This is a genomic window from Elusimicrobiota bacterium (assembly GCA_016218575.1).
Lineage (GTDB): Bacteria > Elusimicrobiota > Elusimicrobia > UBA1565 > UBA9628 > JACRDN01.
Window position 1 is genome coordinate 211076 of record JACRDN010000019.1, and the last position, 23966, is coordinate 235041.

At 60.6% G+C, this 23966-nt stretch carries 19 protein-coding genes; 12 read left to right on the top strand and 7 right to left on the bottom strand.

Annotation, left to right across the window (positions count from 1 at the left end):
* Positions 1-3 precede the first annotated feature (3 nt).
* Together HY921_09250 and HY921_09255 are read left to right on the top strand one after the other, a co-directional pair.
* Positions 4-1023, top strand: coding sequence for a hypothetical protein (locus HY921_09250; protein ID MBI5631057.1), 1020 nt, complete (start codon positions 4-6; stop codon positions 1021-1023).
* A 13-nt stretch (positions 1024-1036) separates the two neighbouring features.
* On the top strand, positions 1037-2551 hold the full coding sequence (locus HY921_09255) for a hypothetical protein (protein ID MBI5631058.1): 1515 nt from the start codon (positions 1037-1039) through the stop codon (positions 2549-2551).
* Between the two features lie 301 nt (positions 2552-2852).
* Here HY921_09255 and HY921_09260 read toward each other — a convergent pair whose 3' ends face one another.
* The 4 genes from HY921_09260 to HY921_09275 all read right to left on the bottom strand — a co-directional run bounded on the left by HY921_09260 (position 2853) and on the right by HY921_09275 (position 7206).
* Positions 2853-3128: an AbrB/MazE/SpoVT family DNA-binding domain-containing protein gene (locus HY921_09260; GenBank protein MBI5631059.1), complete on the bottom strand. Its 276-nt coding sequence runs from the start codon at positions 3126-3128 to the stop codon at positions 2853-2855.
* 66 nt (positions 3129-3194) lie between these two features.
* Positions 3195-5162: a protein kinase gene (locus HY921_09265; GenBank protein MBI5631060.1), complete on the bottom strand. Its 1968-nt coding sequence runs from the start codon at positions 5160-5162 to the stop codon at positions 3195-3197.
* A 626-nt stretch (positions 5163-5788) separates the two neighbouring features.
* A complete protein-coding gene (locus HY921_09270; protein ID MBI5631061.1) occupies positions 5789-6079 on the bottom strand; it encodes a putative addiction module antidote protein in 291 nt (96 codons plus the stop codon).
* 152 nt (positions 6080-6231) lie between these two features.
* On the bottom strand, positions 6232-7206 hold the full coding sequence (locus HY921_09275) for an HNH endonuclease (GenBank protein MBI5631062.1): 975 nt from the start codon (positions 7204-7206) through the stop codon (positions 6232-6234).
* 230 nt (positions 7207-7436) lie between these two features.
* On the opposite strand from HY921_09275, the gene HY921_09280 reads away from it, so the two are divergent.
* A complete protein-coding gene (locus HY921_09280) occupies positions 7437-9320 on the top strand; it encodes a hypothetical protein (protein ID MBI5631063.1) in 1884 nt (627 codons plus the stop codon).
* Here HY921_09280 and HY921_09285 read toward each other — a convergent pair.
* The gene (locus tag HY921_09285) at positions 9310-10359 is read right to left on the bottom strand and encodes a DUF2332 family protein (protein ID MBI5631064.1); all 1050 of its coding nucleotides are present in this window, start codon (positions 10357-10359) and stop codon (positions 9310-9312) included. The two genes, HY921_09280 and HY921_09285, sit on opposite strands and share 11 nt — an antisense overlap.
* 95 nt (positions 10360-10454) lie before the next feature.
* On the opposite strand from HY921_09285, the gene HY921_09290 reads away from it, so the two are divergent.
* Positions 10455-11996, top strand: a complete 1542-nt coding sequence (locus HY921_09290; GenBank protein ID MBI5631065.1) for a hypothetical protein — start codon at positions 10455-10457, stop codon at positions 11994-11996.
* A 1-nt stretch (position 11997) separates the two neighbouring features.
* Positions 11998-13539 carry a hypothetical protein gene (locus HY921_09295; GenBank protein ID MBI5631066.1) on the top strand — a complete coding sequence of 514 codons (1542 nt, stop codon included), beginning with the start codon at positions 11998-12000 and terminating at the stop codon, positions 13537-13539.
* Positions 13540-13702: 163 nt separating this feature from the next.
* Here HY921_09295 and HY921_09300 read toward each other — a convergent pair whose 3' ends face one another.
* The gene (locus tag HY921_09300) at positions 13703-14068 is read right to left on the bottom strand and encodes a hypothetical protein (GenBank protein ID MBI5631067.1); all 366 of its coding nucleotides are present in this window, start codon (positions 14066-14068) and stop codon (positions 13703-13705) included.
* A gap of 198 nt (positions 14069-14266) precedes the next feature.
* Between HY921_09300 and HY921_09305 the strand changes: the two genes are divergently transcribed.
* The 7 genes from HY921_09305 (at position 14267) to HY921_09335 (ending at position 22733) form a co-directional block, all read left to right on the top strand.
* The gene (locus HY921_09305; protein ID MBI5631068.1) at positions 14267-14935 is read left to right on the top strand and encodes a hypothetical protein; all 669 of its coding nucleotides are present in this window, start codon (positions 14267-14269) and stop codon (positions 14933-14935) included.
* A gap of 12 nt (positions 14936-14947) precedes the next feature.
* Positions 14948-17596, top strand: a complete 2649-nt coding sequence (locus HY921_09310) for a hypothetical protein (GenBank protein MBI5631069.1) — start codon at positions 14948-14950, stop codon at positions 17594-17596.
* A 382-nt stretch (positions 17597-17978) separates the two neighbouring features.
* The gene (locus HY921_09315) at positions 17979-18293 is read left to right on the top strand and encodes a BrnT family toxin (protein ID MBI5631070.1); all 315 of its coding nucleotides are present in this window, start codon (positions 17979-17981) and stop codon (positions 18291-18293) included.
* The gene (locus HY921_09320) at positions 18268-18537 is read left to right on the top strand and encodes a BrnA antitoxin family protein (protein ID MBI5631071.1); all 270 of its coding nucleotides are present in this window, start codon (positions 18268-18270) and stop codon (positions 18535-18537) included. The genes HY921_09315 and HY921_09320 overlap by 26 nt, the downstream gene beginning before the upstream one ends.
* Positions 18538-18631: 94 nt before the next feature.
* Positions 18632-18856, top strand: coding sequence for a type II toxin-antitoxin system Phd/YefM family antitoxin (locus HY921_09325; GenBank protein MBI5631072.1), 225 nt, complete (start codon positions 18632-18634; stop codon positions 18854-18856).
* Positions 18856-19284 (top strand): type II toxin-antitoxin system VapC family toxin, encoded by a 429-nt coding sequence (locus HY921_09330; protein MBI5631073.1) that lies wholly within the window; start codon positions 18856-18858, stop codon positions 19282-19284. Before HY921_09325 ends, HY921_09330 begins: the two co-directional genes overlap by 1 nt.
* Positions 19285-19376: 92 nt before the next feature.
* The gene (locus HY921_09335) at positions 19377-22733 is read left to right on the top strand and encodes a hypothetical protein (GenBank protein ID MBI5631074.1); all 3357 of its coding nucleotides are present in this window, start codon (positions 19377-19379) and stop codon (positions 22731-22733) included.
* A 14-nt stretch (positions 22734-22747) separates the two neighbouring features.
* Here HY921_09335 and HY921_09340 read toward each other — a convergent pair whose 3' ends face one another.
* The gene (locus HY921_09340; protein MBI5631075.1) at positions 22748-23920 is read right to left on the bottom strand and encodes an ATP-binding protein; all 1173 of its coding nucleotides are present in this window, start codon (positions 23918-23920) and stop codon (positions 22748-22750) included.
* Positions 23921-23966: the final 46 nt, after the last annotated feature.

Genomic DNA, 23966 nt, shown 5'->3' on the forward strand with positions numbered 1-23966 from the left:
CTTATGACGGCCATTTCCATCGGCATCCGGCGCGACAACGACCCCTTCAAGAGGTATTGGTGGGCCATTTTGCTGGGTTTCATGGCCGTGGGCGGCTGGCTTTGCCTGCCTTTCCTGGACTCCTCGGGCGCCTCGACCCCGGCCCTGAAGGAGGGGGCTCTCAAGTCCTCGGAGCAGAGCCTGGACGCGGTGCAGAACCCCTCGGGCGCCCCAGGCTCGGCCGTGGACCTGTCCATGGAAGGCGGGGCCTACAAAAAGAAGAATTTGGACGGTCCCATCGCCTCTTCCTTGTATGAGCCGCCGCCTGAAGAGAAACCGGCCGGCTCGCCGGCCGGCGCGGGAGCCGCGCCGGCTTCTTCAAATCTTGCCAGCGCCCTTACCCAGGTCAGCCAAAAAACCTCCGCCTCCGCTGACCCCACCGGCTGGGGCGGCCGCCAGGCGATCAAGGCCTTCACCCCGCCCAAGGCGAGCTTCGGCTCGCTCTCGGGCCTGGGAAGCGGCGGGGGCTCGACCGGGGCCTCCTCGTCCGGAGGCGGGTCTTTTTCAGCGAGCTCATTTGGTTCGAGCCGCGCCAACACCGGTCTTGAGTCCACCCGCGGCCTGCACGGCAACCCCGGGGACATGAAGGGCGCTCCCGCGGTGAAGGCTTTGCAGACGGCCCAGTCCCAGGGGGTCTCGGCCGCCGCCCAGAGGAGCAACGACGCCGCCGCAGCCGGGGGCGGCTACAGCTTCGACGGCAGCGGCGGCCGCGGGGCGGGCATCCCCGGACAGGGCTCGGCCACCGGAGGTGCCAGCAGCCTTTACGCGGATTTGGATTCCAAGCCCATGAATTTGAAGGCCAACGACGCCAACCTCGACAAGAAGAAGATCGAGCCCCCGCCCCAGGCCGAGGCCAAGGAGAAGAAGGACCCCGAGGAGCAGCGCAAGCAAATGATGATGATGCTCATGACCATGGTGGTGGGCGGGCTTGTCAATGGAGTCATGGGCGGAGTGATGGGTGCGATGGGTATGGGTAAAGGATGATTTGGAGGTATTCATGAGCGCGCAAATGCCCGACATCACGCCGGAAACGAACAAGGACGGAGAGGAAGAAAAGAAAAGAAGCGGAGTTCTCTATTCACTCCTTTCCCGTTTGGGACTAGGCTCCTCCGGTGGCTTGGGAAGTGCTGCCGGAGGTTTGGGCGGCTACGGCGCGGCGGGAGGCATGCTCGCCACCAAGGCCGGGATCGTGGCCCTTATCGTCGCCGGAACCACCGTGGCCGGGACCTTCGCCTGGATGGGCCATCGTTATCTCGGCGCGGGCTCCGAGCGCCCCATGGACGGCAATTTCCAGAGCCTGTTCGCCCCCAAGCCCCAATCGGGCGCCTCGGGGGGAGCTCAGGCCGGCTCGGCCTCTTTGGCCTCCGATTCCCTGCAGAAATTCGTGGACGCCAATAAGACCGCGGCGACGGACGGGGCCCCGGACGGGAGCGCCCAGGCTGGCGACGCCGCCGCGCCCTCGGCTCCGGCGGGCGCCGGGGCCGCCGCCGGAACCTCAGTTTCTCCCCCGATCGCGAGCAATAACCTCGCCCCCAAGAGCGAGGCCAACCCCTTGGCCAAGTTCGGCATGAAGAAGGCCGAGCTCTCGAAGTTGGGCGCCTCCTCCTCCGGAGCCAGCACTTCGGCCAGTTTCTCCTCCAATAATGCCGCCAACAACGCCGCCTTGGCCAGGACCGTCGGAGGCAAAGGCGGGGCGGGCGGCGCCGGGGGGGCCCGCGCGGCCGGAACCGGCAGGGGGCTCGCCGCCGCCACGAGGAGGGGAGGTAATTTCAGGGGAGTGGGCGGCGCCATTCGGCAGGCTCAGAACGCGCGCAGCCTCGCGGGTAATACCGGTCCCCAGATGGATGGCAGCACCAGCCGCGCTGGAATCGGCGGAGCCGACGCCGGCATTGGGGGTGCCGGCACCGGAGCGGGTGCTGGCTCGGGAGTCACCACCGGTCAGCCCACCTCCGTATCGGGCGACGACAAGCGCTTCCCCGAGTCCAACGTCCCCACCGTGGCCGGCAAGAACGTCACCCCCTGGCAGAAGGCCATCCAGACCGCGACCATGCTGATCGCGGGGGCGGCGATGCTGTTGATGGTGGCGAGCAAACAGGGAAAAGAAAATCCAGTTTTGGCTCAGGTTCTTGCTGGCGTCGCGGCCCTGTTAGGCCTGGCGGCCGTGGCCATAGGATCCATGATTGCAGGGGGCAAGTACGGCCAGGGCATGCAGGGCAATATGTTCGTTCTGGCCGGAGGTTTGATCTCGGTGGCTGCCGGTGGGTTGATCTATGCCAAGGGTAATTTGGACGGCGATGGTGCCCAGCAATGGGTCAAATGGCTGGTCTACATCTCCGGCGCCGGGGCCTTGGCCGCCACCATGGCGGGATTTATGATGAAGCCCAAGAGCTATCCCGCCCAGCAATTCAACGGCGGCAAGCCCCCGGACATGGGCCAGTACCTGCGCGCTCCGCGTTCGGAGCGCGCGGTCGAGCGCTATGCCTTTCTCTTTAAGGAAGAGAAGCGCTGCTAGACATTTCCTCGGCCAGCCGTTCCGTGATCCATGTCCGCAAGGCGCCGGCGAATTTGATCGTGATTTCCTGTTAAGACGAAGGTGGTGAGGTCGTGTTCTAAAATGAAGAGGACGCGCTTGTCCAATGAAAGGCGGATCTCCCAATAAGGGTCCCTCAATTTCCTTAGCCCTAGGCCGATGGGGCGCGGTCCTCCTCCGAAATAATCCAAGAGCGACCGAATAGCCTGATGAGCTTTCCTTCTTTCTTTCAGAGAGAGAGACTGCAGGGTCTTATCGAAAGACCTTAGAAACCTAACCTTGATCACTTCAAGAGTCGTTTAAGGTGCGTTTCGGCTTCTTGGGGGTTGGAGTATTGGGTGTATTGTTTTTTTCGAATCTGCCCGCGCACCAGTTCATCAAGGGCCTCCCAATCTTTCGCGGCAAAATCCTTTTCCACGACTTGCCTTCGCTCCAGGGTGATTTTCCCGTCATGGGCTTCGAGGGCCACTAAATCTCCCTCTGAAATCCCCGCGATTTTTAGAAGGCTTGGTGGAATGGTGATTTGGTTGCGTTCGCTGATCTTGCGTAAATAGGCCATGATTAAAACCTCATATATGCAGAATATCAGTAATTCTGAATTCTGTCAAGCGCAAGTCCTTGTTTCCTAGCCGCCGAGGGCTTGGAGGAACGCCGCCGAGAGCTCGGCGCCGCTATGGAAGCGGTCGCGGGAGTTGGGGTTTAGGGCTTTCTCGAAGAAGGGGTCCACAGCCGCCGGGGCCCCGTGTTTGGAGGCCGGGGAAAAGCGCCCCTGGACCTTGGCGTCGCGGCCCTCGAAGGGGAGTCTTCCCGCCAGCATCTCATAGGCGCATATTCCGAGGGCGTAGAGGTCGGACTCGCGGCTGACCTCTCCGGCTTCCTCTTCGGGGGCCATGTAGGAGGGGGTCCCGATCACGAAAGTGGTGGTCGTGCGCTGGTCCGGGCTCTCGATGCGCCGGGCGATGTCGAAGTCCATCACCTTGACTGTCCCGTTTCGCTCGAGCATGACGTTGCCGGGCTTAAGATCGCGGTGGATCACCCCGCGCTCGTGGGCGTAGTCCACGGCCGAGCCGATGGCGCGGACGATTCCGAGGCACTCTGGCGCCTTGAGCTTGCCCTCTCGGGCGAGACGCTCCTGCAAAGTCTCCCCCGCGCAGAGCTCGAAGACGACGCAGAGGGCCTCGTCCTCCGTGAAGGCGTCGAAGACGCTCACGATGTTGGGGTGCCGGAGGCTCGCCACGGTCTTGGCCTCGGCCAAAAAACGCTTGAGGTCCCGGGGGTCTCGCTCCAAGGCCTCGTGCAGGCGCTTGATGGCGACCTTGCGCTCGAGCTGGAGGTCCCAGCCCTCGTAGACCTTGCCCATACCTTCGCTGCCCAGCAGTTTTCCTAGGAGAAAGCGCTTCCCTAGGACTTTCTTTTCCCCGGCCTGGGCGGCTTGCCTGGAATTCAGGCGGAGGCCCCATAGGGCCAGCCCCGCCAGGATCAGCAGAAGCGCGCTCATAAGGGCGGGCCGCGGGAAATAGCCGCCCCTAGGTGCTGCAGGCGCCTTGGGCTTCTTCATGCGGGAGAGCGCCGCCTCGTAATCCGCGGCAAAATGCCCGGGATCGAGTTCGGCCGCGCGCTGAAAGTCCGCCAGAAGCTCCTCCGTCTTGCCGCCCAACCCCTCCCGGGCCTGGGCGCGCTGGGCCGAGGCCTGGGCGCTTTTGGGATTGAGCCGCAGGGCTTCCTCGGCGTCGGCAAGGGAGGACTTGAAATCCCGGTTCTCGAGTGCTGCCATGGCGCGGGCGTTGTGCGCGCTTGCGAGAGCCTCCGTGCTTCCGCCCCGAGCCTGCCAGAGGGAAATGGCCTTGCCGAGTTCCTCCTGGGCCGATTTTAAATCCTTGAGTGCCAAGTAAGCCAGGCCCCGCTGCATGTAGATGTCGGGAAGGGCGGGGTCGAGGTCGAGGGCCTTACCGGCCAGGTCCAGAGCCCCTCTGGGGTCTCCTACTTCCAGGTGACTGCGCGCCTCGCCCAGAACTTCGATGGCCTTCACCCGTCCCTCGGCCCGCCGGCCCATGTTGCGCACTCGTATGTCGTTCAGGGGAGAAGTGTTTTGCCAAAGTTTTTGGAAGGCCGTGTCTGCGGCCGCAGGATTACCTGATATGTCGGAGTCGTCTATGGCGGCGGCCCGCCTGTTCTTTGAGAGCATGATCACGGCCCGCGCCGAGTCGGCGTAAGGCCCCTTGGGGTCTAGCTCCAAGGCCTCCCGGGCCCGGGCGTAGGCCCGAGGGTAGTCCCCGTTTTGCCCGTAGCCGATCGCCATGGTGAGGAGAGCGGGCGGCAAGTCCCGCCGGGTCTCCTCGGGGTTCTTCCGGGCCCGGGCGAGTTCCACGGCCTTCTCCGCCCGGGCCATGCCGGTCTTTGCATCGCCCAGCACGAAGGCCGACCGCGCCGCACTGTTCTGCACCACCGAGGAGCCCCCATGCTCCTCCGCGAGTTTTTCGATGGCCGCCAGTTTTTTGGAGATGACGCCCGGAGGGGCGGAAGCTTTTTTGGCTTCTTGGATTTCGGTGGTGGTTTGAGTGATTTGAACGGCCGCAAAGCCCTCTTCTTCCAAGGTGGGTTTAAACTTAGGCTGATTGTTTTTGCTAAAGGAAATGCTTGGCAAAAGCAAACATAGTAAAAATTGCTTCACGGCTCATTATGTTAAAATAGTCCCAGTTTCCACAAGTTATGCGATTTTCCCTCTTTTTTCTGATTGTCAACGCTCATTCCGGCCAGAAAATTAACCCTCCATCAAATAGATTTATCCAAAAAGTCCTAAAGACAGGCGCTGATATTATCTACGGTATCCCAAGAGCAAAATTGTTGGACTTGGAGCCTGGGGCTAAGGCAAAAGCGATTGAGATTGTAAATGATGAGACCAGTGATGGACTGGATCATACCTGTGAATTGGTATTAGCTTCCAGTGCGCATACTCCCGGACGAGTCGTATTCAGGGCTGGGAAATCAGGGCTGGGAAAGAAGATTTAGACAAGCACGAAAGCGAGGCTTACTATTTCCGCCTCAAGATTTCTGGTGCGTTAGAGAAATCTCTTATTGCCCGAGTAAAACTCGACGAAAACAACAAACCCATCCGCGGCTCGGGAGTCGCCGAGGTCCTGGACGTCAACTCCCCCGAGGTCAAGGAGAGGCTTCAGCATGAGCTTGATTTCTGGCTGAAGGGTCGCTACCGAAGAAAAGTCAAGCGCAAGGTTTGAAGGACATCCGAAGGCCTGAAGCCCGAAGTATTCCGATAAGCGTCTTGAATTCGGGATTCCCTTTTTTGGACAGAGTTTTATACAGCCCCATCCTGGAGAGCGCAACTTTTTTCGCCATTCTCGAAAGCCCATGGGCTCTGGCTACCTGGGCGAGGGCGGTTAAAATGAGGGCGGGCTCGCCTTCCTCCGCCGCCACATTTAAATAAAGGGCGGCTTCCTTCGGGTCTGTCAGTACGTCATTCAGGTAATCTTCGTGGCTTCTGTAGTTTCTCATGTAATTTTGGCCGCGCCGATTCGGTCCTTAAGGCAATCTATATAGTCCGCGTATGGCTCGGAACCTAGCGCGGTCTTAAAAATGATCGAGCGGAAAGGACCCATAAGAAGTGTATACTATAGTGTACAAATAGTCAAGTAGCACCACTGACGTTACCCAGGCCGCTGCTTTTCCCGCCCGAACCGTTCCATGTGCCCCTCCCCGAAGGCTTGGACCGCCGCGAATCGGTTGTGCGTCCGGCAGAGCAGGCGAATATTGGCCGGATCCGAGGAGGTCCCTCCCCGGGCCCAGGGCCGGACGTGGTCGTACTCTAGCCCGCCGCGCTCCTCGCAGTGCCTACCGTCGGGGCTCATGTAGGAGCACCGGCCGCCGTCGCGGCTCCAGACCTCGTCCTTGACCGATTGGGGGATGTAGCGGGAAGCCCCTTGTCTCGGGGCTTCCCGCAGAGATAGTTCCTTCGGGGCCGCGGACGAGGTCCGCGGCCGACTCCGGCGCTGGGGATCCTTCCTGTCCAGAAAGACCTCCAAAGTCTCCGCGAAGACGTCCTCGAGCCGTCCTGTGGGGTGCTTGTGCCTGAGGAGGTCCCGGGCCCGCTCGAATTTATCCAGGAGCCCGAGATCGGCCGTAAAGCTCAGGCGAAACCTTTGGGTGGAAAGAGGCTGGACAAGCTCGCCCTGGACGAGGCGGTCCTGGGAAACCTTGCGGATGGTGTCGGCCTCGACATGCCGGGGCTGGAAGGCGGCCACCACCGTTTCGAGCTCGCGCCGGTTCTTGAATTTGGCCCTCTCGAGGAGGTCCGCGCAATTGCTCTGATCCAGGTAGGGGGCCAGCGTGGCCAAGGCGGACAAAGAGGGCGCGCCGTCGGTCAAATAGGAGAGTATCTCCGGGAAGCTCCGGCTGGCCCGGGCGACCTGGGCCCTGCGGTAGGCGGCTCCCTCGGAGTAGCCGAGTTCCTTGACGCAGTAGACGTACAGCGACGAATACCCCTCTCTCTGCCACAAGCGCCTGCGGTCGAGCTCCGCCAGATGGGCCAGCAGCTCGACGAGGCAACGCCGCTCGCCGGCGACGAGGTTCTTCAGAGCAGACAGCAGGTCCGCGTCGCCCAGGCTCCTGGAATGGTCGAGCATATCGAACACCTCCCACTAGTTATACGACGGAGCGCCCCGAAAAGTTCCATGGAAAAAGTTATTCACATAACTTCGCCGCGAAGTTTTGTGGATGGACGGCGGTGCTAACATCCGCCCTCGCTATATATAGGACCGAGGGGCCTGAAAAGTTCCCTCTTCCTCCAGTAAAAATGCGGTAATCGGCGCCAAAACTATTGACAAGTCAATGATTTCGGGGTTAACCTTGCGCGATGGGCGACCAGGAGCCGGATATCCCCGCGCGCAAGCTCGCCAAGGTCGGGGCCAATAAAGAACGCAAAAAAGGAGGCGTCCCGCTGCTTGCCGGGTCCGGCGGCCGGGTTTCCGGCTTGTTCGGGATGGGGGGAGGCGGCGTTAGCGCGGGCTCCTCGGGCTGGGGCGGAGCGGGGCTTTCCGGGCTCCTCGGGGGTTTTGGCGGCAAGGTCCTGATCATCTTTGCCGTGGCGGCCCTCGGGGTCGGTGCTTATGGGGTGTCCGAGTTTTTCTCCTCCCGCGCGACCTTCGACTCCGACCGGATCAAGCCTTTTTCCATAGATAAATCCGCCGGCGGCGGGACGGGGAGTTCTTCTTCCTCCAGGGCGGTCTTGGGAGGCGGCGGGCGGACTGGATCTGTGGGCTACGTGAGCGAAAGTTTGGACGGCAAAACCCCGGAGCAGCGCGCGGCGGAGGCGGCGGCCAAGGCCGCGGCCGAGAAAGAGGCCCAAGCCCGGGCCGACGGCGACGGCGCTAAATCGGGATCCCGGGGAGGCGCCGGCCTCGACCCCGCGGCCTTGGCCGCCGCCGCGGGCTCCGTGGTTGCCAGGGGTCGGGATCCCCTCTCCGGCAAGGCCTTGGGCCAACTGGGCCAGTTCAATAAGGACATGGGTGCAAGCTGGGCGGGGGGGGCGCTTTCCGGAGGGGTGGGCCAAGGCTTCCAGTCCGCTCTCCGCGCCCCCAAGGTTAAGGGAGGCGGTTCGGGCTCCAATACCGGAGGATTCGCCAGATCCAACGCGGTGGGGCGCTCGGCGGCGCGGGCCGTCCGGGCCAGAGGCGGAGGGAACACCTTGGCCGGCAAGCAGTTGAGGAAAGCTTTCGGGCACTCCATGGCCGCCCGAGGGGGGCCGTTGGAGCAGGGCTCGGCGCAGGCCACGAACGCTTTCGAGAACGCTCCCGCGGCCAACTCGGTGATCGGCGGAGCGGGGACCAAGATAGGAGGCGCTGGAACAAGCTCGGGAGGCGGGGGGCTTGCCCAAGGCTCTCAAGGCGGCGGCGCCGGAGCGGGCGGCGGGTCCTCGGACCCGAATAGCCAGCCGAGCGAGGCCGGCTACGGCCCGGCGGGGCAGGAAGGCCCGGCCGAGGAATTGCCGGGAGCCCCTCCGGTCAAGGCCAAGGACAAGACGCCTTGGAAGAATCTCCTTGATATTGCCAGCAAGCTGCTTCTAGCGGCAGGACTATTGTTAAGCATCGCGGCTTTGATCGGCAAGACACAATGGGGCAAGCAAATCGCTCTTTATCTGGCCTGGGCCGCTGCGGCCCTAGCCGGTATCGCGACCATCATGGGTATGATGATCATTGGGATGGGGGCAACATCGCAGGGGCTGATATTGACCGTAACAGCAGGAATTTTAACGGCGGTAGCGGTTTATACGGCTCTTAGTGGTGATGAAAAACCATCGCAGGATGCGATCAATGACCCGACTAAAACAAAACCACCTCCTGGAGCGGACGGAACGAAGGTTGCTCAAACTGGCGCGGATAGTGGACGCATACCGCCAAATGAGCAAACGGCGGGACTGCCTGATTCGACAGCGGCGCCGGATAACACGGCATCAATTGTTGATCAGAATGGATTTCCTGAGGGTTTCGAACCTCCCCCATCTAATGCAGTTGAAGGATCGCAGCTTGCCATGGAACCAGGACGGGCGGCAACATCGTGGAATGGAACGAATTTTTATCCCGGCCAGATAAGGCCGGGAGACGGCATGATGTGGACTGGACAACGATGGGCACCCGTTGAATACTTCAATGGACACGCCTACGCAATGCCCGCGCCGGGGCCGCTTGGTCCTGTCGCTCCCTCGCCCCCGAATGCCCCACCCAGGCCTTTTACTCCTTGACTGCTTGGTCATGCACGGCGAGAAAGGCTAGTCCGGGCGGATGATATTTAAGTTCGGTGCCGAAAAGCTCGCCCAAGAGTTGCCCCTTCAGGTTTCCTTCTAAGATTCGTCCCAGCAGTATCTGATATTTGGCGAGATTATAACTCGCCCGTGAATTCTCGACCTCGACCCAGAGCCCCCGGTTTCCCCAAGGCTGAAGCATATCAGACATATCCTTGGTATAGGCTGAAAAAACTTTGTCTGTCATTCGGGAGATTACTCCTATGTTTAGGACGAGCAAACCCAAGCCTTCCTCTGCGGGGATGTTCTTGGCGATGAATTTGGGGGCTAGCTCGGGTGGGCAGGCTTCCAACTGGATGAAGTCTTGTTCTTCCTGGAGTTTGGCTCCTGCGATCGCGATGGCTTGGTCGAGCTCCTCGATGGCGGGCATGTGGTCCGGCCAATGGGCTGCGGTGAGCCAGCGGCGATGGGAGATGTTGTCGAGGCTGAGTGGGTTGGGATCGAGGCCTATGCGGGCTTGGATCATAGTCGAGTCGAAGCCTTCCTGGGGGGTAATGATGTCGGAGGCGAGGTTCAAGCCCGCCCCGGCGTTGACTTCCACGATATAGAAGGGCAGCGCTCTTTCTTGAAAGAATTTTTGGGCCGGAACCAGCCATTGCCCGGCCCGCAACGCGGAATACACCCGGCGCTCGGCCGTTCGGAGGTTTTCGAAGAAGGAGGCGGGCGGCTTGGCCAGGAACTCCGCGAGGGCCGGCCTGGGGTCGGAGGCGGCCCCTCCGCAGGAGGGAAAGCACTCGGTAAAAGGGCTGTCCTCGCTGTTGAGAGCCTCGAAGTGAATCGCGGCCAGGAGCAGGCTCCAAGCCTCGGTCCAGGTTGCGAAATTCCTGTTCCGCCAGGCCTTGGCGGTTTCCCTCCACCACAGCGGATCTCCCTTTTTAAGCTCCGCCGCGAGATAAGCGAGCACGGTCGAGCTGAGGGGGAGATCCTTGGCGACGGCGGCGGCCTGTTCGCATTGGGCGGCGAATTCTTCCTTGGTCACCGCTATAATTATGCCAATAATTGCCTAAATAAAAAAATGGTAATAAGTCCCGCCGCGTATTGACAAAAACTAGGGCCAGGGCTAAACTGACACGCATGGCTAACCCCGAGGTGGAGGTGCCGCAGTTCAAGCTGGCCAAGGTCGGCAAGGAGCGCGGGAAGAAGAAAGGCGGCCTGCCGCTTTGGTTCGGCTCCGCCGGGAAGGGCGCTGGGGCCTTGGCCACGGGCGGGGCGGGCTCTGCGGCCGGCGGGGGCGGCCTGGCGGCGTTTCTGGCCACGGTGGGCGGCAAGGTCGCGGTGGCCCTCCTGGTAGCCGCGCTGGGGGCGGGGGCCTACGGCATTGGCAAGCAGCTCGCCCCCAACGAGGGGGCCTTCGAGGCCGGGCGGAAGCCCAAGCTCTTCGCCAGCGATAAAGGGAAATACGAAGGGGACCTCTCCAATCTTCCCAAGAACACCCATAGCATCCCCAATTCGATGGGCTACGTGACCGGAAGCCTAGACGGCAAAACCCCGGAGCAGCGCGCGGCGGAGGCGGCGGCCGCCGAAGCCGCGGCCAAGGCCGCGGCCGAGAAGGAGGCGCAAGCCCAGTCGGGGGAGCCTCCTCCGGCTCCGGAGGCGACCCCTGGGGGAGTAGACCCCGCGGCTTTGGCCGCTGCGGGAGCCGCAGGTGCTCCAGGCGCTGCCGGGGAGAACAAAGGCCCCCTTGGCGGCAAGAAGCTTGGGGAGCTCAGCAAGAGCCTAGGCTCTGGCTTAGGAGGAGGAGGGATGTCAGGGGGGATCGGCCAGGCCTTCTCGGCGCCGAAGCTGAGCGTCAAGGCTCCGGCGCCGTCCAAGACCGGTAACTTCGCTCGGGCGACGAAGGCCGGGCGGGCCTCGGCCCGAGCGGCGAACGTGGGCTCTGCCCGTGGCAAGACCTTGGCGGCGCGCCAGCTCAACCGGGCCTTCGGTCAATCCGTGGCCGCGCGCTCGGGGCCCTTGGACAACAGCAGCGCGCGGGCGACCAACGCTTTCGAGAACCAGCCCGCGGCCAATTCCGGGATCACCGGGGCGGGTGCCGGGACCGGAGCCGGGATACAAGGCCCCGGGAGCGGCACGGGAGGGACCGGGGTCAACAGCCCGAGCGGGGGACAACCCACGGAGACGGGCAACGCACCCCAGGCCGAGGAGTTAGCGCCGGCCCCGGCGGTGGGCAAGAAGAACGTGACGCCGTGGCAGGGGCTGATCAAGACCGCGGCGGCGATGTTGATGTTGGCTGGCTTATTGCTGCTGGTGGCTGGTATTTTGGTGGAAATCGCTAAAAGAGCCTCAACTGTCCCAGGTGCACAAGTTGTGGCTGTAGCTACTCTTAAAATGGCTAAGACTTTGGCAATGATTGCGACTGGTCTCGCAGGCATTGCAACATTGATGGGACTTATGATTATGGGCCAGGGGCAATCAAAACAGGGGGCATTGCTGACTGGACTCGGAGCTATTACGACTGCTGCGGCAGCGTGGGTTGCTTTTGGTGGTATGGAAACAGCTAATAAATTTCAGTTGGAGAGTGAACAATTTATTCAAATTAATAATACAGCTATTTATACGGCCATGGGCGCCGGCGCCTTGGGCGGCCTCGGGGGGGCCGCGAGCCTATTTGGTTGATATGTCAGAAGCCGACATCCCCGACTTTAAGAAGAAAGAGAAGGAAGAAAAGAAGAAGGCCGGCTTTTGGTGGCGCTGGCTTAAAGGGAAGGCCTCGTGGCGCGGAGCGCCGGGCGGACCCTCGGGGGGGCTGGGGCTTTCCCGCGGGGCGGCGGGTGCCGCCGCGAGCGCGGCCGCGCGCTCCGTGGCCGCCGGGGCCGTGGCGGAAAGCGGGGCGGTCGGCTTCTGGGGCGGGCTTGCCGGGATTTTCGGGCGGCTGGCGGGGACCTTGGCCGGCAAGGCGATTTTGGCCCTTATGGCGGCGATGCTGGTGGCCGGCGGGATCGCGGCTTACAAGGCTCTCCAGAGGGGCGCCGCCCAGGCCGGCGCCGGGGGAGGGCTTGAGCTGGGGGCGCCCGGCTCCTCCTTGAAGGTCCGAGGGCCGGGCGGCGGCTCCATGGATTACGCGGCCCAGGGCGCCAAGGGCGAGCTCAAGTTCGACGACGGGCAGCAGGCCCCGGCTCCGCCGCAAAACGAGCCGGCCAAGGAAGAGGTCACAGCTCAAAACCCGGAAGGGGAAAACATGCAGGCCGAGGGGCGCAATCAGGGCTCCAAGCTTCCCCAGAGCCTCCGGGACAGATTCGGGCAGACCTTGGGAAAGCTCAGCACCGGCATGAGCGGTGTCTTCGGCGACAAGAGCATCTTCAACAATTCCAGCGCCCCCAAGTTTAGCCTCAAAACTCCGTCAGGCCCGGCCGTCCCCAGGGTTTCCCTCAGCCGCAAGACCACGTCCATGGCCCGAGCGTCCAGGATTTCCGCGGGCCGGGCGACGAAGGCCGGGCGGGGGTTCTCGCCGCGCGCGATAGGGCAGTTGAAGCTCGCCAGGACCCTCTCGGGCCAAGGCCTTAGCGCGGGAACCGGGGACGCGGCCAGGACCAGCGCCGCCGACGCCTTTGATCAATCCGCGACTCCTCAAGGAGGAGGGAGTTCCATCGCGGGGCCCTCGGACAAGGTCGTGAGCCCCAACGCCGCGGGAGGGGGAGGTCCGTCCGCCGGCGGCGCTCCCGACGTCGTGTCTCCGCCCATGCCGACTTACAACGACCAGCCCCAGTACCAGCAGTTGGCTGACGCGGCCAAGAACGCGGCCAAGGAGGCGGCCAAGCTGAAGAATCAGGGCACCATGATGATGATGATGGGTCTCGCCTTGATCGCCATCGGCATTGCCTTGGTCGCCACGGGATTTGCCGCAGGGGTCGGCTGGGCGCTCATCGCCGCGGGTGCGGCCATGCTCCTCATGGCCATGATGATGTTGAACCAAAGCAAGCAGATGGGAGAGAAAGGCAAGCAGATCGCCGGGCAGCTCGCCAACATGGAGAATCAGTCCAAGCAGGGCGAGATCATGAAGTCCTGCATCGACCAGGCCGTGGCCAACGGCACCGACCCCGACGCCTGCCAAGCCGAGCAGCAGCAGCAGCCCAAGACCAACGTCAAGAAGGCCGTGGAGGAAGAGCAGGGGTCAAGCTATTGTATCGAAGACAAGGACGGCAGGATAATGTGCCCATGAAACCTCAACCTGCCAAATCTAGGGCAACGGCCAGCCGGTGAAGTAGAAATCAGACCAGCTCTTTCTCTTCAATGCTTTGTGCAGGAGGGCTGATTCTTTATTCGTGAAATCAGCTTGGTTGTTTTTCATGGGCCTGTTCCTCCTCAAGAATTTCGATTCGTTTCTAATGGTGATCCAGAATGTCCTGGTGCCGCGTCAGTTTGTTTCCGTGGAGAATGACATCTCTGTTGTTGGATTCCAGTCTGGCGGCGGATTTATCCTGGGAGGATAAAATGCGATCGGCAGTGGCCATCATTGCTTCAAGCAGAGAGTTTTTTAGATCGAACATGCCCCCCTTGATAATGGAAATTTCCACGGCCATGCGTCTGGTTCTCCGTTCCAAATCGCTGATGTCCTCCTTCGTCGCGAATTGCTTCAAGTCTTCTTTAGTCGCGAACTGCTTCGCATCCTCTTTCGTTGAAAAACGGCCAAGCTCTCGGAGGATGTTGCCCTCAAGACTTTCCAGGTCCTTCTTCGTGATCGCTTCCATAAGCTCGGCTCCCATTGGCTGAATCTAGCATTTTTATTTCCAGGCCTAAAAGAGGCCTTTACATCTATACGAGCGGGGCCGCGAAAAGGTTCCCGAGGAGCGGCGGGGGATTGTTTAAATTTGGTTAAAAAGTCCCGATTCTATTGACAATTTTATGAGGGCCTATTACACTATTTTGGATTTTGAATAAGCCCAGCCATGTCGACATTTTTTGACCGGCAGAAGAAGCAGAACGCCACCCAGTCCAGGGAGGACTCCCCGGGGTCGCGGCGCGCGCTTTGGGCCTTGCTGGGCCTGGCCATGGCCCTCATGTTCTCCCCGCCGGACTGGACCTTGAACGCGCTCTCCCGCTTGTGGTTCACGCGCCCCGCGCAAAGCCAGGTGGCCCAGGCTTTCAAGGCCGCGCAGGAGAGGCGCCAGGCGGCCCGGGCGGGAGCGTCCTCGAGCTTTCGCCCCTCATCCGTTAAAGCGCCCTTGTCCCCGAACTCCACCGAGATGGTTAAGGCGAGCGCAGTCAAGGAGGAGAAACCGGGGATCCGTGCTGCGGACCCCGAGGACAAGCGAGATTTCGATTCCTTCGTCTACCTGGACCTGGCCGGGGATTCCTCCAAGCCCAGCCGGCCGCTGATTTACCGCAACAGCCCGCTTCAAGCCGGCCGCTTCGACCTCGGCCGGCACCGGAGCTTGAGGCAGCTCCGAAGCCTGGTGGCCTTGAACATGCCTTACCGCGGCGGCCGGGGGCTTTCCGGCGCGCTCGAGTTCGGCGCGGCCTCGGGAGGGCGGCATTTCGACGGGACTTTCATATCGGGGGTGAGCCGGCCATTCATGGGCGTGCCCGCCCCCGAGTCTTGGACGAGCCGGCGGTAGCGGGAGACTCTCATGGACGACAAAGAGAAGGACAAGGAAGAGAAAAAGACCGGGCTGCCCCTTCCCTCTTTGAAGGGCTCCACCAAGCCCGGCGTTCCGGGAGGCGCTCCCCAGATCCCTTCCCTCAAGGACGCGACCAATCCCTCCACCTCCCGCTTCAAGGGCTTCGGCCTCGGCGGGAGCACCTTGAGCGAGCGCCTCAAATCTTTCAAGAAGAAAGATTTAGCCTTCATTTTGGCGGGCTTGGGCGTTCTTCTCATGGCGCCCTTGGCCGAGCATTTCCTCATGAGCCCGTCGAACGAAAACGGGGCCTTCAAGGAGGGTTGGGGATTCCGGGACGGGGTCGGGGGCTTTGGCAAGGGGGGATCTCCCTACGAGCCGGGGATCACCGGGCTTTCCCCGGGGAACCTGGTGGGCGGGGGCTCGGACGTCATCACCCCCTTGAACGTGCGCGACCCTTCCGCCTTGGTCCTGGGCCCAGGAGCCACCCAGCAGCCCCCGGCGGGTGCCGTGACACCCCCGCCCTCGGAGGCTCCGCCCAAGGATGACTGGAAGAAGACCTTAAAGGACGCGGCCAACGCGGCCGGCGGGGCCGGGGGCCGGCCGAGCCTGCCCGTGCCCAAGATCAATTTCGCGGGGCCGGCCTTGCGGGGCCTGGGCGGCGGAGGCGGCGGAGGGACCGGGGCGAGCTATTCCTTGGCCCCGATCTCGGCGGCCAACGTCCCCAACAAGGCGGCGGGAAGCAACTCCTTGACCAACGTCCGGCCGGTGCAGGGCTTTAAGGGCGCTGCCGGCGCCCGGGGGCTCACCAGCGGCCATCCGGGCAATTTGGAGGAGCTCAAGAAAAACGCGGGCTCCCAGGGCACCGATTTCAACCGCGGCGGTTCCGCGGCCACCGCGCTCGAGCAGGCCGCCAACCGCGCCATGGGCCAGGGCAGCGACGGCCAAGGGGGTGCTGGCGAGCAGGGCCGCGGCGGCGAGGACAAGGGTAACAAGGAGAACCAGGACAAGGCTGCCAAGTCCACCGGGGATTCTTTGGATTTCCTCCTCAGGAAATCCCGCCTCGAGAAGGAGCTCGACCTCGAGTTCAAGAAGCGCGAGAAGCGCGAGATGTTTCCCATCGAGCTGCAGCAGAAGTTCATCGAGAAGCTCGCCATGGCCCCGGCGGATGCGTTGGCGGAGTTTGTGAAGGGCGCGATTAAGGATGCTGGCGTCGCGGCGGGAGCTTCAGCGATTTACAAGTGTCCAAATGGCTCTAAGTTTAAAAAAGATGAAGTCAAACCTAACTGTAATACTGAGGAAAATCGAAAAAGTCCTTGTATTTTGGCAAAGAAGGATGGGCAGTACACAATTTCTGTTGGGGGGACACAAATTACAGGCTGTTACCTTGATTCGGGGGATGCCGATGATTCCAAAGGGCCTCCTCAAACAGACCCCTCGGTTGGCGGTATGAATCCTGGTTCATCTGAAACTGTTAATAAGACTTTTGAAGAGGACTGTAAGGCTCTCGCGCTTTGGACCCAGGAAAAAATAGCTGGTGGTAAATCTGGTGTGATTTATAATGATGTCCAAAAGGCCGGCAGTGATTATGCACTTGCTATCCGCGAGCTTGTCGCCGCAAGTTGGGGTCTTTCTGGGGCAAGGAAAACTGGAACCATCCCAAGTTGCGTTTCCTCTAATAACGATGATTATTCACAAGAGGTGCTTCTCCCAGGCTGGAATATTCAAGAGAGGCTTAGGGAAATTGAGAGAACGCTTATTGGCAAGCCTGATGGGGCGTTGAGGAGGCTTACCGATGTTTCGATCTTGGCTACGGCAGCTCACACTCAATTGGTTAATATTGAGGATGGCCAAAAGGCGGATTTGGAGAAAAAGGACGCTGATATGTCTTTAGCATTAGGCGTAATTGATTCCGCTACTGCGGTTCCAACTCAAGAACAAAAGAATGAAGTAAAGGTTGCTGCAGAGGCAATTGTTTCTTTGACAGTGGAGGCCTCTGCTGTAAAAAAACTTATTGATGAGATGCAAGTGACATATAAAGCGATGACAAAGACAGATTCGCCAGTAACCTCGGCAAAGCTCGCTAACGCTAAAAAAGAATTGCCTGCTCTAGGAGATGCTCTTAAAAAAGTGGGAAGTCATATTGAGGCAGCGACTGCTGCAGGCAAAAGGGCCCAAGAATTCCAAAAAAAATTTTCTGGGAATAAGGATTTGGAAGGCTATTATAAGCAAGGAGAGGCATTAAACACAAAAATCTTACAGCAAAGCGAACAGATTGATATAATAACAGCTCAATATGAGAAATTCCGCAGAACAAATATGCTGGCAGCTGTAGAGAATGCTAAGTATAATGAAATAAATGCGGTCGTTAAAGAGAATGGCAAGACATTTGAAGCTATTCTAGATGATAAAGATGATAAAGTAAACGCTAAGAAGTTGGGCGTGACTGCCAGGAAGATAAGCGAAAAAGTTGGGGCGTTGTCGGCACTTCCAAACGGGGGCGTGCACTTCAAGGGAGAATTTGACACACAAATGACTCAAACTCAAGGCAGTATTAGAAGTGTGGGTGCGGAGATTTCTGGATATAAGAAAACCAATGAATTTAACGCCAATGACATAGAGCGACGAGGTATAGCCTTGGGGCTTGGTTTGAATCCGTAATTGACACTTGAGAGCGTCTATCACGCCACATGAGCGGTATTGGGGGTCAAGTCTTCGGATTACGTTTTATGTTCGGCATCGCGGCGCCGGCGAAGGCGGTGCACAGTCGAGCAGGCCCTCAAGCTCGGGCGCTGTTCATGGAACCTCCAGTGAGTTGCCTGCATTCCAGCCAGCAGTTATAAGAAGGCCAGGAATTCTTCTTTGCTTAAGCCCGCTTGATCAAGGATTGAAGGAGTCCCAGATTGCGTTTTAGTCGGCTCTCCCGTTGAGCCGCGATGTTGGCGCGCTACCGTTCTTCCCGTGCATCGTGGCGAGTATTTCGAGACAGATTGGGAAGAGCCATTGACAGGCCGGCTTAAGTCCTGTATAATCCCACTATACATTGGAAACGGCATTTGCTTGCGAAGGGTTTGAGTGGGATGAACACAATGTCCGCAAGAATTGGGAAAAACATGGAGTTTCCTTCGCGGAGAGCGAGGAAATATTTTTTAACGAGCCGCTTCTTGTGGCGGAAGTGGATCGAAGCAAAATACTGTATGGAGAACAAAGACGACTAGCTTATGGAGTCAGCAACGAAAAAAGGCCGCTTTTTATTGTGTTCACCATGAGGAATAATAAAATTAGGATTATTTCGGCTCGGGATATGAATCGCAAGGAAAAGAAATTTTACCATGAAGAAGCGAAAAACTCCAATTAGATTTAGAAGCGAGAAGGAAGAATTCGAGTTCTGGTCCAAGGCGGATTCAACGGACTATGTGGATCGGGCCACGCTCGTCAAGGCGCATTTCCCCGAGCTCAGGCCTACTAGCCGGCCCATTCCTTTAAGACTGCCGATCGCTCTGATCGATAGATTGAAGGTGTTGGCCCATAAAATGGATATGCCCTATCATTCGCTGATGCGAAGATGGATCGAGCAGGGGCTGCGGCGAGATTCTCGATAGAGAGGGGTCGCTGCACGTAGAACCCTCAGTGAGTCGCCTGCATTCCTGCCGCTATTGACAAGACACTATTATGTACATTATAATGACTTTACCGATGACAACGATCACCTTCAGCGAGCTGAGAAACCGGGCCAAGAAGTACTTCGACGCCGTCGAACGGGGGGAGACCATCGAGGTCTGCCGCCACGGCAGGCCGGCCGCCTTCCTGATACCCGCCCGAAGGACGGGAGGGGAGCGTTGGAAAACCGCCCGCCCGATGAGGCTTTCCGGCGTTTCCCTCAGCGGAGCCATCCTCGCGGACCGCTCGGAAGGGCGTTGATGAGGATTTTCCTGGACTCCTCGGCCTTGGCCAAGAGGTACGTCGAGGAGCCGGGCAGCGAGGAGATTCTTAGGCTTTGCCGGGAGGCCGAGGAGATTATCCTGAGCTCCCTGTGCGTGCCGGAGATCATATCCGGCTTTGCCCGCCTAAAAAGGGAAGGGAGGCTCTCCGCCTCCCAATACCGCAAGCTCAAGCGCGAGCTCGCCGCCGACGTGGACGCCGCCACCGTGGTGGACTTGACGCCGGCCGTGATCGGCCGGGCCGTCGGCTGCCTGGAGCGCTCGCCCCTGCGCGCCTTGGACGCCATCCACGTGGCCTGCGCCTTGGAGTCCTCCTGCGGGCTCTTCGTGACGGCCGACCGCAGGCAGAGGGACGCCGCCGTTTCCTTCCACCTGCGGCTCGGGCCGAGTCTAGGCCTTTCGTCCTAAGAAGCGGCTAGGACCTTCGGCCCTTGCCGGGGTCGAGCTTCGGGGGTATGATATGGGACCGTGTGCGCCAAAGCCCCTTTGTGGAGAGTGGTATGAACGACAGGCGATTTTTGAAGGTCTTCCTTGCGATTTCCCTCGCTTTAGCTTTGGCCCCGCTGAAAGCCTCCTCCGAGCAGAAGCTGAAAATGGCGACGGTCTTCGTCAATGACAATAACGACACCACGGTGCGGTTCTTTTATGTAGAACGAGACGCCCTCAAGCTATTGATGTCCGGTCCGGAGCCGGAGGACGGCTCCAAGGAAAGGTACGACGGCGTTCCCGGCAGGTCCGCGCCTCTTTGGGAGAAGAGCTACAAGAGCCGCGCCGAAATGCCGACGTTGACGGCCGAAGAGGCCGCGAAAGCGCCTAAGCTGATCCGCCTTAAAGAAGGCAATAAATTTAAGCTGGTTTATTGGGCCTCCTGCGATAAATGCGGATGGAACTCCTTCCACTCCCTGGCCAGGGAGCTCACGATGCCCAAGGACGAGCCCGCGGCCAAGCCGGACAAGCCCGCCCCCGCTCCGGCCACGCCCGGCGCCAAGCCCAAGCCTAAACCCGCCCCGGCGCCGACGCCCGAGGCCAAGCCCGAGGGCGTTTCCGACGAGATTTGGGATCTGTCCAATCACAAGCCGGCCCTGGCCGAGGCCTTGCAGAATTACGTTGCCAAGAGCAAGGACAGCTCTTTTCCAGGCAAGCTCAAGGCCGCCAGCCAGGAAAAGCGCGACGGCATCTTGAACCGCGTCCTCGCTATGCTCGACGCGGGCAAGAGCGAGAACGAGGTGCGCCAATTCCTGGCCTATGCCTCCAAAACCTTATCCGGTTCCGGCCCCGCGGCCGGCCCGGCGGGCTCTCCCGGCGGAGGGGCTCCGGCAGGGGCCAGCCCCGGCCCCGCTTCCCCCGGCCCCCAGGCGCCTCCAGCGCCGGGCAAAAAGGACACAGGAACCGGCAAGAAGGACGAGGGCAAGCAGGAAAACCCCATCAATACCTTGGCCGGGCTCTTGAAAGATCCCAAGACCCGTGATAACGTCAACCTCAGCATCGCGGAGCGCTTCTTCAACCTGACGGCCAAGCCCAGGAAGGACAAGAAGAGCTACATCACCGACGAGGTCGCCAAGGATAAGGGCAAGGTCCTCCAGCGTCTCAAGGGCGAGATCGAGGCCTTGGTGAAATCCGACAAGGGGGCCTTGAAGGACCCGATGACGAAAGCCGAGCTTTACTTCGTGGTCGGGGCCGACAAGGAGGCTCCCTCCTGGGCCCAAGGCAACGTCATGCTCAAGAACTCCTTGAGCTCCGGCGCCAAGCTTTCCTTCCGCTCCGATTTCGACAACAAGATGGCGGATTGGACGGGTGCCGCCAAGGCCCCCGGCCAGAAGGGCCAGTATGTCGGCAAGGACGATGCCTCGAAATGGACGATCGCCTTTTTCACGGACGGCGCTTCCCAGGCCCATGCCCTTCTCAATGATCCCAGAGTCAAGAAGGAGATCGAGGATAACATCAAGAAGAACTTCCAGGGCGACAAGGAGCCCGTGCCCGGCACCCCGGACGGCGGCCAGAAGCCCGCCTTCGCCATGGGCAGCAAGCGCCCCCTCAACGTGGATGACCTCTACATCAACGGCGCCCGGACCGCCTACCTCCCCATCCCCGGCACCTACGGCAAGAAGGCCAACGGCCAGATGGATTTTGACTACCGCCGCGTGTCGCTCAAGCTGTACACGGAGGTGGTCATCGGAGCAGACGGCTACCCCGTCATGACCAATAAGGTGGATGTTGAGGATATCTCGGTCCCCGGCGACGACCACAAGCCCGGGATTTTCGGGCGGCGCCTGCCCATCCCCCAGGGCGGCACGCGCGTCGAGGACGCCAACTTCCACATTGACGACCGGGTCTCCAACAGCCACGCCTACAAGGTGGTCTTCGAGCCCAACGGGGACATGGTTTTCACCTTGCCCGACGCCCAAATGAAGCAGGCCAAGGCCGACGCCACGAAGAGCCTTTCAGGGGAGGAGGCCGTCCAAGCGGCCAAGGACTTCGAGGCCAAATGGACGATCAAGACCAGCGTCTCCGACCTCTACAACGTCCGGCGCGAGCAGATCGCCAAGGAAGGCTGGTCTGAGGAGATCAACGGCCAGTATTTCCGGGTGTTCGGCCAGGGCGGGCCCAAAGGGGCCTGGCTCTACTACAAGGCCGACAAGAAAACAGGCCAGCTCTCGGGCACGGGCTATACCCCCGGCATGATGGCCTACGTCAACAAGGTCGGAGCCAACGGGGTCGAGATCGTCACCGATCCCCAAGCCTTGGGCTTCATTGGGAAATCCCCCAAGGACCCGACCAAGGATCAATACTATTACCAGCAGTGGAACCGTGAGGCGCAGAGGTTCGAGTACAACCCCAAGGACTTCACCGCGCCGCCCAAGGGCGAGAACACGGGCGACCCCCAGACCCCGCCGGATGGTGGGACTCAGCCGCCCGAGACTCCAGGCGATGGCGGCAATCCCCAGCCTAATCCCGACCCCAACGGCACCACTCCGCCCCCGGCCCCTGGAGGCGGCGGCAAGCCCGCCCCAGGCGCGGGCGGCAAGAATGATCCGCAGAACCCGTCCCAGGCGCCTTCTTCGGCGACCCCGATCGAGAAATGCAACGACCCCGAGGCCTTCAGCAACGCCGGAGCCCCGCGCACCAGCAGTTTCGGCGGCAAGAAATGGTCGTATTGGGTCAACGACGACGGGATGACCTATTACTGCCTCTACGGCAACGGCTTCTTCGCCAGCCAAGGGTATCTCGCCAATATTGCCGAGACCGACAGCGAGTTGCGCGTCACCATAGTGACCGTGGAGAACCCCACGGCTGGGGTGGACCGCATCAGCCTTGAAAGCATTCGAGAGGGCGTTACCATCGCTAAACGCCAGGGACATCCCGACGTGGAGCTTCACGTCTCCGGCGTTTCCATCCATTATCTCCCCAAGAAGGGGCTTCTGGCCAAGACCGGCAAGTCGCAGGCCACCCAATTCTCCAAGGTGGGCTGGCTCGTGGAGGAGCGCGACAAGCGCAAGATCGGCAAGAAAAGCGAGCTCCGCGTTTATACCGACGAGAACGGCCCGGACCGGGTCAAGGCCGCCATGGCCATGCTGATCAAGAACAGCGAGGACAGCGGCGTTTTCGGTGGGGACACCAACGCTGGCAACCGCGAGAAGCTCTTCTCCTTCCTCAACCGCCACATCGCCCAGGACAAGAGCCCCCTCAAGGAAACGGCCAGGCCCCATGCCCGGATCAACCTCCATATCGACGAGCCCAGCCGCGACGGCCAGGACGTGATCGTCTACTGGAACCGCGCCACCCAGAGGACGGCCCTGCAGTGGGTCAACCCCCAGGGCGGGCCGGGCCCGCACCTGGAGGATCCGGCCGGGAAGTAGGCGTCGGAAAGCAACTACTTAAGTCCGGAGAGCAGCTTGTCCGCGGAGATTATCCGCACGCCGTTTAAGAAGCGGTCGATCCCGTCTTTTTTGACGACCTGGTAGACGAATGGGATACTCAGCTTTTCCTGGAAATACTTGAGATGGGGAGATGGGTTCTCGTCATTGAGCTTGGCCTCCACCGCGAACCAGGGCTTTTCATCCACCGCCACCAGGAAGTCCGCCTCCCGCTTGGCCGTGTCACGCAGGAAGAAAAGCGCCGCCTTGTAGCCCTCCCGGTCGCGCAGCCAATGGACCAGCTTGAGCAGGTGGGAGGCTACGAGGTTTTCGAACCGCGCCGGCTCCTCTGGGACCTCCGACCAGTCCCAAAGGTAGAGTTTGGGCTCCTTCTTAAGGGATCTAAACGAGCCCCGCGCGAAGGGGTAAACCCGGAAGTGATAATAGAAGGATTCGAGAATATCCAGCCAGTGGGAAACGGCCCGGTGGCTTAGGTCCAGGTCCCCGCGAAGCGAGTTGGCCGACAGCAGCGAGCCCACCCGGGCCGGCAGCATGTCGCTCAAGACCTGCATCTTGCCCAGGTCGCGCACCAGCTCCACGTCGCGTATGTCCTCGCGAAAAAGCCTCTCGCACCGCTCGCTGTGCCAACGCCGCAGGTTGCGATCGTTCTGGGAAAACAACGGCTCCGGAAATCCTCCGAAGCGCTCCAGGGCCCGCAATTCGCCGCTCGACGGCGCGGAGCTCAAGGCAAGCTCCTTGAAGGGCTCTATGTCGTTGTCGGCGTTTTTCATCTCGGCCAGGGAAAAGGGATGGAGGCGATAATGGTGATAGCGGCCCTGCAAGGAATCTCCACCTCGGCGATAAATCTCCATGCGGGCGCTTCCGGTAACCAGAAAACGGTATCTTTCCTGGAAGACGTCGTATTGACCCTTGAGGAAGCTCTTCCAGCCCTTGAATTTATGCATCTCATCGAGGATGATGAGCTCGGCCGGGCCGGGCCATTGGGCCGCCATGATTTGGCGGCGGTCTTGGCGATTGTCCCAGTTGAAATAAGCGGTGTCGTTGAAGAACTCCCCGACGAGGGCCTTGGCCAAGGTGGTTTTGCCCACCTGCCGAGGCCCCCCGAGAAAGACCATCTTGGCCTTGAGATCCTCGGCCACGGGCGCGGTTAAATAGCGGTTTTTAACCATGACAAAGTATATGTAAATATTTGCATAAAAGCAAATAACATCATAA

Excerpts from the sequence above, each read along its gene's own strand:
- HY921_09250 (MBI5631057.1), top strand. The coding sequence starts at position 4 with ATGACGGCCATTTCCATCGGCATCCGGCGCGACAACGACCCCTTCAAG.
- HY921_09255 (MBI5631058.1), top strand. The coding sequence starts at position 1,037 with ATGAGCGCGCAAATGCCCGACATCACGCCGGAAACGAACAAGGACGGA.
- HY921_09260 (MBI5631059.1), bottom strand. The coding sequence starts at position 3,128 with ATGGCCTATTTACGCAAGATCAGCGAACGCAACCAAATCACCATTCCA.
- HY921_09270 (MBI5631061.1), bottom strand. The coding sequence starts at position 6,079 with ATGAGAAACTACAGAAGCCACGAAGATTACCTGAATGACGTACTGACA.
- HY921_09275 (MBI5631062.1), bottom strand. The coding sequence starts at position 7,206 with ATGCTCGACCATTCCAGGAGCCTGGGCGACGCGGACCTGCTGTCTGCT.
- HY921_09280 (MBI5631063.1), top strand. The coding sequence starts at position 7,437 with ATGGGCGACCAGGAGCCGGATATCCCCGCGCGCAAGCTCGCCAAGGTC.
- HY921_09290 (MBI5631065.1), top strand. The coding sequence starts at position 10,455 with ATGGCTAACCCCGAGGTGGAGGTGCCGCAGTTCAAGCTGGCCAAGGTC.
- HY921_09295 (MBI5631066.1), top strand. The coding sequence starts at position 11,998 with ATGTCAGAAGCCGACATCCCCGACTTTAAGAAGAAAGAGAAGGAAGAA.
- HY921_09300 (MBI5631067.1), bottom strand. The coding sequence starts at position 14,068 with ATGGAAGCGATCACGAAGAAGGACCTGGAAAGTCTTGAGGGCAACATC.
- HY921_09305 (MBI5631068.1), top strand. The coding sequence starts at position 14,267 with ATGTCGACATTTTTTGACCGGCAGAAGAAGCAGAACGCCACCCAGTCC.
- HY921_09310 (MBI5631069.1), top strand. The coding sequence starts at position 14,948 with ATGGACGACAAAGAGAAGGACAAGGAAGAGAAAAAGACCGGGCTGCCC.
- HY921_09320 (MBI5631071.1), top strand. The coding sequence starts at position 18,268 with ATGAAGAAGCGAAAAACTCCAATTAGATTTAGAAGCGAGAAGGAAGAA.
- HY921_09325 (MBI5631072.1), top strand. The coding sequence starts at position 18,632 with ATGACAACGATCACCTTCAGCGAGCTGAGAAACCGGGCCAAGAAGTAC.
- HY921_09330 (MBI5631073.1), top strand. The coding sequence starts at position 18,856 with ATGAGGATTTTCCTGGACTCCTCGGCCTTGGCCAAGAGGTACGTCGAG.
- HY921_09335 (MBI5631074.1), top strand. The coding sequence starts at position 19,377 with ATGAACGACAGGCGATTTTTGAAGGTCTTCCTTGCGATTTCCCTCGCT.
- HY921_09340 (MBI5631075.1), bottom strand. The coding sequence starts at position 23,920 with ATGGTTAAAAACCGCTATTTAACCGCGCCCGTGGCCGAGGATCTCAAG.